The organism is Methanocalculus sp. (assembly GCF_029762515.1).
Taxonomy (GTDB): domain Archaea; phylum Halobacteriota; class Methanomicrobia; order Methanomicrobiales; family Methanocorpusculaceae; genus Methanocalculus.
Window position 1 is genome coordinate 1 of sequence record NZ_JARVGN010000103.1, and the last position, 6,045, is coordinate 6,045.

The following is a 6,045-nucleotide window of genomic DNA, read 5'->3' on the forward strand; positions in this document are numbered from 1 at the left end:
CAAGAAGCTTCACCTCCTCTCCGGTATAACCCGGCATGATATCCTCAACAAGATCATGGTCATCGATGGTTTCCTCGGGTTTGCCGAAGAGATAGCAACTGATCCGACACAGGCAGAATACCTCGGGCATGTCAGGGCAGCAGCAATGGTAATCCAGAATATCCTGGTATTCAACCGCCAGTACGAACAGCTTGGAATTGAGAAGCCGTCCTGGTTTGCGATCGATACTCTGATTGAGGGGATCGAAACAGAAGAGCGTCTCCCACTCAATTCAGCATGTGAGAGTTACTCGATCTATTGCGATCCGATGCTTGAGAAGGTCTTTTACAACCTCTATGATAATGCCCTCCGGCATGCTGAAGGGGCAACCCGGATAGAGATTGCCTGCCGCCCATCATCATCCGGCCTAAGAATCGTCTGGGAAGATAATGGCACAGGCGTCCCCGAAGATGAAAAAGAGGAGATATTCAAGCGTGGTTTTGGCAAGAACACTGGTATGGGGCTCTTTCTGGTGCGTGAAATTCTTGCGATCACGGGAATCACCATCACCGAAACAGGTGAGGAAGGAAAGGGTGCACGGTTTGAGATTTCTGTGCCTGAGGGAGCGTACCGGATCGGGAATCCGGCCTGAAGATAATCGACTTACCTACAATCGCTCTCTTTTCCGACAAGAAAACTCCTTTTGTCGCCTCTTCAGGCTGAATCTTCCAGCAGCTGATCCATAATCGCCAGGATCTGTGACAGCGTATCAATGGCGGGCATCATCATGAGGTTGCCATTGATCGAATACTGATCGCATTTGAGGGTTGTATGGAAGATGATCACTTCGTTCACCTCAACTGCCAGTTCTGCAAGGATCTCCTCGATCGCCGAATGCCCCATATCAATAACGAGGCTTGGTGGGGAGGGGAGCATTACGACACTGAGCAGCTCAGCGGTTGCATTCAGGAATGCAGAAGACATGATGTTTCCTATCTCCTGAAGGGTGCTCTCATCCATCTCAGTCAACTCCCGTTTCTCTTCAGCTATCCCGAGGAGCACATTGGTCATCCGGATGGCTGAATCCAGCGGAAGCAGGAAGATGATATACCCGGCATGATCGATCTCCCCCTGCATCTCAAAGAGGATTGTTACAAAGAGATCGTCAGTGACATACCCATGAATATCCGACAGATCCACGATCTCAACAGCTGGTACGGTCATCTGGATCTGGTGCATCAGCAGGGCAGAGAGTGCATTGGCGGCATGGGATGATCCGATATTCCCAAGCTCATTCAATGCATCCACCTGCATCGGTGTCAGGACTGTCATGATCTATCATGAATATTCTGTGCCAGGGTACTATAAGGGCATCGGATTTCCCCGGTTACGTTGCAACAGATGTTCCATTCATGGAGAACAAATAGTCTTTTGGGGAATTTTTGGGTTCAGAAAAAGGGTTGAGACGCCGAGGGGGAGATTTGAACTCCCGAGGTGCCGAACACCAGTGGCTTTCGAGGCCACCGCCTTCCCGGACTAGACTACCTCGGCATAGATCGAGATATAGAATTTCATTTGTGCGGTAATAAGGCTTATGAAGGGTTCTCCTATGCGTAGACTAACCCGCCATCATTGCCCGGAATTGTCTACGCCCCTCTCATAGGTATTTCGTGAGTTCCGTCTCAGATTCCCGGAGCTGTTCCCGTGCCTTCAGGCGTTCAGCAAGACGAATATACTCCTCAATGACCTCCTGCCTGCGTGTTTGTACTGTAAAATAACTCTGGGCAAAAAGGAATGAGCGTATACACTCTTTTCTGGGATCTCCATTCTGAGCAATGAGATGACAGGCATATCTGGTCAGCATTATGTCGGTTATCTCCCGCTCGAATCCTAAACCAGGGGCGACCATTTTGTTGACGTCAACAAAATGATCTGATATCTCATATTTTGCCTCCTCGCTATTGTATGTGGGTTGTTTGAAGCAGGTGCGGCGCGGGTATCGGGGGGCGGGGTCCGCGAAAGAAACAGGCTGGCAGAGGTGATACACCCTTGCTCGAGAGAGCAACCTGAAAGGCGATTCCGAAGGAATCGGGGCATATCTCCTCTGAAAGCCAGACGGAGCATCCTCGCCCCTCCCCGCGCCAGCATCTGCGGCCGCCCAGTACAACCTCCCTTGCGGAGCATGTGCGGACGGGGCAGTGGGCGGTGGGGGAAAACGCCTCAGTGAACAGATCCTCATGGTGATGCAAACACCTGATAATCAGATGATGACTTGTTCCCTATTGAAAACCCACAAGAATCAGCGAAGAGCCCATATTTTGCACTTTTTGATAATCGGCATCATTGCGTAGGTGCTCGATCCCCTCTGTTCAAAAATGAGTGGGCGAATAAGCCCCTTCATCTCTCAGCAGATCCGAAGGTCCACGCAGAACTTACGTCTAAATTACATCCGCGTTCTTTCTTCGTTCAAGGATATTTCTGATGATTGTATCTGGATCTTTCTCCAGTATCGCTCTCCTTTCCTCTGTCCAATCACCTCTTCCAGGCTCATAGATCTGAAGGAAACGAATGGCATCATCCGGTCCAAGTCGCTCAACGAGTACATCAAGCCCTTCCCGCTGAATCTGTTGCAATGTTTTGGCACTCATCGTCTCTCCTCCTCAAGCCAGGTAACAGGATTATATCCTTTTATATGTATGTTTTGATTTCCTATAATAAATGATATGAGATCATCATCTGTACTAATGAATAAAGCATCAACCTTTTCGGCACATGCGATATGAAGCGAATCCATTGCATCACCTCCCATTGCTATTAATTTATGCATGCGGGAAATAATTTCTTCGTTAATATAAATATGTTCGTGTGACGCCAATAACAGTCTCTCAACACGAATTCGCTTGTTAATATCTGGAATATTTGAGATTTCTTCTTGGATAACTTCGCTAGTTACCAGACTCAGTTCATTTATGGAACAGAGGTGAATGATCTCGAGAACTGCTGTCATTTCCAGACGGATCCGAATAGAAGTCTGGTCATCAAATGGTCGGCAGAGACAACAGACATCCAGATAAACTTTTGGGGTGTTCTTCTCAATACCCATTGTATCAGGATCATGATCTATTTATTAAAATAATTGGCGTTAGGTATTCTATACGAAACCGCTCTGCACGAATCCAGAAACCTTTATGCCCCCCCGGACTGCTATCGCCACTACTATCAGCTTGAAATACAGACACTCACTATATGCAGCACACCCCTCTCCGTCTGATCATCTTTGACTTCGACGGGGTCATCGCCGAGTCCATTGCAATGAAGGCAGAAGCGTTCCGCGAGACCTTCTCGTTTGTACCAAAACATCAGGATGAGATCGTGCAGTACCATCTTGATAACGGAGGAATGAGCCGTTTTGTGAAGTTCCGCCACATCTACAAAGAGATGCTCCATGAGGAACTCAACCCTGAACAGGAAGAGTTGCTTGGAGAGCGGTATGCGGGAATTGTCCGCGAGAAGATGTTCTCTATCCCGCTTGTTCCGGGTGCTCTTGAGCTCTTAAACGACCTAAAGGGCAGAATCCCTCTCTATGTCGTCTCTGCAACACCCGGGGAAGAGATGCTGGAGATTGCAGATCGGCGGGGGCTTGCAGGGTATTTTGATGGGATATACGGATCTCCCCGATCAAAGGCGGACTGTATCCGTGAGATCCTCTCTACAAACGGCGTTTCACCTGAAGAAACCCTCTTCATCGGTGATGCTCCACAGGACCATGAGGCAGCATTGAAGACCGGTGTCCGGTTCATTGCAAGGGTGGCGCCGGGCGATCAGGATAGATTCTCAGGAAAACCCGGTGTTGAGCGGATCGTATCCGATCTGCATGAGATCCGGGAGTTCGTGTCACCCAATCTCTAAAAAGGAATTTTGGTATTCTGTAAAAGGAAAAGAAGGGTGGTGGTGTGCTTCCCGGATCAGTGGGACTGGGTGACCATCATATCGTCGACCCTGATCAGGAGGGATGCGATCTCTGCTGCGCTCTGGATTGCCTGGCGCTTTACACGCATCGGCTCAAAGACACCCTCTTCACTCATGTCGACAATCTTTCCGGTAAAGACATTCAGGCCTGCATTCTTCTGTCCGTTTGAGTGCGCCTTCTTCAGATCCACCAGCTTATCGATCGGGTTGAAACCTGAATTCTCGGCAAGTGTGATCGGAATGATCTCAAAGGCGTTTGCGAATGCCTCGACAGCAATCTGCTCACGGCCGCCGATGGTTGTTGCGTATTCGCGGATACGGACGATCATCTCGGTCTCAACAGCGGCTCCGCCGATGGTGTACTTGCCATCTTCCATTGCATCCTGGATGACACGCTTTGCATCATTGATTGCACGGTCAAGCTCGTCGATGAGGTACTGGGTGGAACCCCGGATCAGAATTGTCACTGCCTTTGCGTTCTCGCAGCCGGAGATCTTTGTCAGATCCTCCCCTTCCATCTGCTCCACCTGGTGTGCGGTTCCGAGGGTCTCGGCAGTCAGGTCTTCCGGTTTGTTGACGATCTCTCCGCAGAGTGCCTTTGCCGCATACTTCATCTCCTTCTCGGTCACATCCTCAAGGGTGTAGATACCGGCCTTTCCGAGGTAGAACTGCACAGAATCGGCGATGCCTTTCTGGCAGAGGAGTACATTTGCACCTGATGCGATGATCTGATCGGCAATCTTCTTCAAAGAAGCTCTCTCAGCATCGCCAAATGCCGCAACCTGTTCGGATGAGGAGATCTTGATCTTTGCCTTGGTCTGGGTCTTGGTGATCTCAAGAGGAGTGCTTATCATCGCAACCTTTGCACCCGTGACGATCTTTGGCATCTGCTCGTCCACACGGGCTTTCCCGATGATAACGCCCCGAACAAGCTCGATGTCATCCATCGCATCACCCTTCTGGGTCTTGACAAGGATGTCATCTTCATCGATGACGATCCTGCCTGATGAACTGTCGGCAACTGTTGCAACCGCATCTACTACGATATCAGCTGCCTTCTCCATGACTGCCTCGATCGTCTTTCCGATCATTGCGGTCTTTGCGATCTTCATCAGGCTCTCTTTATCGTCTGGGGTGACATTGATCGCGAGTTCCGAGAGGATCTCAAGCGACTTTTTCATGCCGAGGGAATAACCCTTTGAGATGTTTGTCGGGTGGATTCCCATCTTGAGCATGCGTTCGGCCTGCTCCATGAATGAACCGACCATGATGGCTGCGGTGGTGGTTCCGTCACCGCACTCATCATCCTGTGCGGTTGCTACCTCGACCACCATCTTGGCGCCGGGGTGCTGAACAGAGAGCTCGCTCAGGATGGTTGCTCCATCATTGGTGATGGTGATATCGTCTCCATGCACGAGCATCTTGTCCATTCCGCGTGGCCCGAGGGTCGTCCTGACCGCTTCTGAGATCGCTTTTGCCGCGAGGATATTTGATCGCTGTGCTTCGTGTCCGCGGGTCTGTTCGACGTTATCCCGCAAAATAATGATTGGTTGTCCGGTTAATTGATTATGACTTGCCACTCTGTAATCCTCCTGTAGTGATAAAAATTGAATTGAACTTCTATATAAATATATCCTATGTTGGGAACCCCGTCAGTCGATTCTGGAGATTCTGAAGAGTGAGTGTACAGGAACCCCCTCAACCTCGGTGATACCGCGCTTATCGAAGAGGACCCATATCGCTACCGGAACTCCGCCATGCCTTCTGAGATAAGCAACAACTTCCTGGATTGTCCTGCCTGAGGTGATGACATCATCAACGATAATACAGCGTTTTTCCTTCACTGTTGCAAAATTTCCTGAGATTGATCCAATGGGTGTCTCTGATGTGGCGTGTTTTGCAGGATGGTATACGGCAAGGCTGCATCCCTCACGTGCCCCGATAAGGGTGGCAAGCGGGATGCCCGAGATTGCAATCCCGACGATCACGTCGGCATCAAGAGGCTCGGTACGATCTGCTGGTGGGATGTATGCATCGATCATCATCGCTGCCACGGCCTCAATCAGTTGCGCATCACAACTGACCCGTGTCCAGTCT

The 6,045-nt window shown here is 50.0% G+C and carries 8 protein-coding genes and 1 tRNA gene; 2 read left to right on the plus strand and 7 right to left on the minus strand.

Going from position 1 to position 6,045, the window contains the following annotated elements:
- Positions 1 to 631 (plus strand): HAMP domain-containing sensor histidine kinase (locus QCH34_RS05050; protein WP_300331117.1); only part of this gene is annotated, 631 nt, incomplete at its 5' end.
- A gap of 62 nt (positions 632 to 693) precedes the next feature.
- Here QCH34_RS05050 and QCH34_RS05055 read toward each other — a convergent pair.
- The 5 genes from QCH34_RS05055 to QCH34_RS05075 form a co-directional block, all read right to left on the minus strand.
- Entirely contained in the window at positions 694 to 1,311 is a 618-nt protein-coding gene (locus tag QCH34_RS05055) for a chemotaxis protein CheC (RefSeq protein ID WP_300331122.1), read from the minus strand.
- 134 nt (positions 1,312 to 1,445) lie between these two features.
- Positions 1,446 to 1,530, minus strand: a tRNA-Ser gene (locus QCH34_RS05060).
- A gap of 106 nt (positions 1,531 to 1,636) precedes the next feature.
- Complete coding sequence (locus tag QCH34_RS05065; protein WP_300331128.1) at positions 1,637 to 1,843, minus strand: hypothetical protein; 207 nt, start codon at positions 1,841 to 1,843, stop codon at positions 1,637 to 1,639.
- A 574-nt stretch (positions 1,844 to 2,417) separates the two neighbouring features.
- The gene (locus QCH34_RS05070) at positions 2,418 to 2,627 is read right to left on the minus strand and encodes a hypothetical protein (protein WP_300331131.1); all 210 of its coding nucleotides are present in this window, start codon (positions 2,625 to 2,627) and stop codon (positions 2,418 to 2,420) included.
- Positions 2,624 to 3,082, minus strand: coding sequence for a PIN domain-containing protein (locus QCH34_RS05075; RefSeq protein ID WP_300331134.1), 459 nt, complete (start codon positions 3,080 to 3,082; stop codon positions 2,624 to 2,626). The genes QCH34_RS05070 and QCH34_RS05075 overlap by 4 nt, the downstream gene beginning before the upstream one ends.
- Positions 3,083 to 3,225: 143 nt before the next feature.
- Here QCH34_RS05075 and QCH34_RS05080 point away from each other — a divergent pair, with 143 nt between their 5' ends.
- Complete coding sequence (locus QCH34_RS05080) at positions 3,226 to 3,888, plus strand: HAD family hydrolase (protein ID WP_300331137.1); 663 nt, start codon at positions 3,226 to 3,228, stop codon at positions 3,886 to 3,888.
- 56 nt (positions 3,889 to 3,944) lie between these two features.
- Here the strand turns inward: QCH34_RS05080 and thsA are convergent, their stop codons facing one another.
- Together thsA and QCH34_RS05090 are read right to left on the minus strand one after the other, a co-directional pair.
- Positions 3,945 to 5,528 carry a thermosome subunit alpha gene (gene thsA, locus QCH34_RS05085; protein ID WP_300331140.1) on the minus strand — a complete coding sequence of 528 codons (1,584 nt, stop codon included), beginning with the start codon at positions 5,526 to 5,528 and terminating at the stop codon, positions 3,945 to 3,947.
- A 72-nt stretch (positions 5,529 to 5,600) separates the two neighbouring features.
- Positions 5,601 to 6,045: orotate phosphoribosyltransferase-like protein (locus QCH34_RS05090; protein ID WP_300331143.1), on the minus strand; the 445-nt coding region annotated here is incomplete at its 5' end.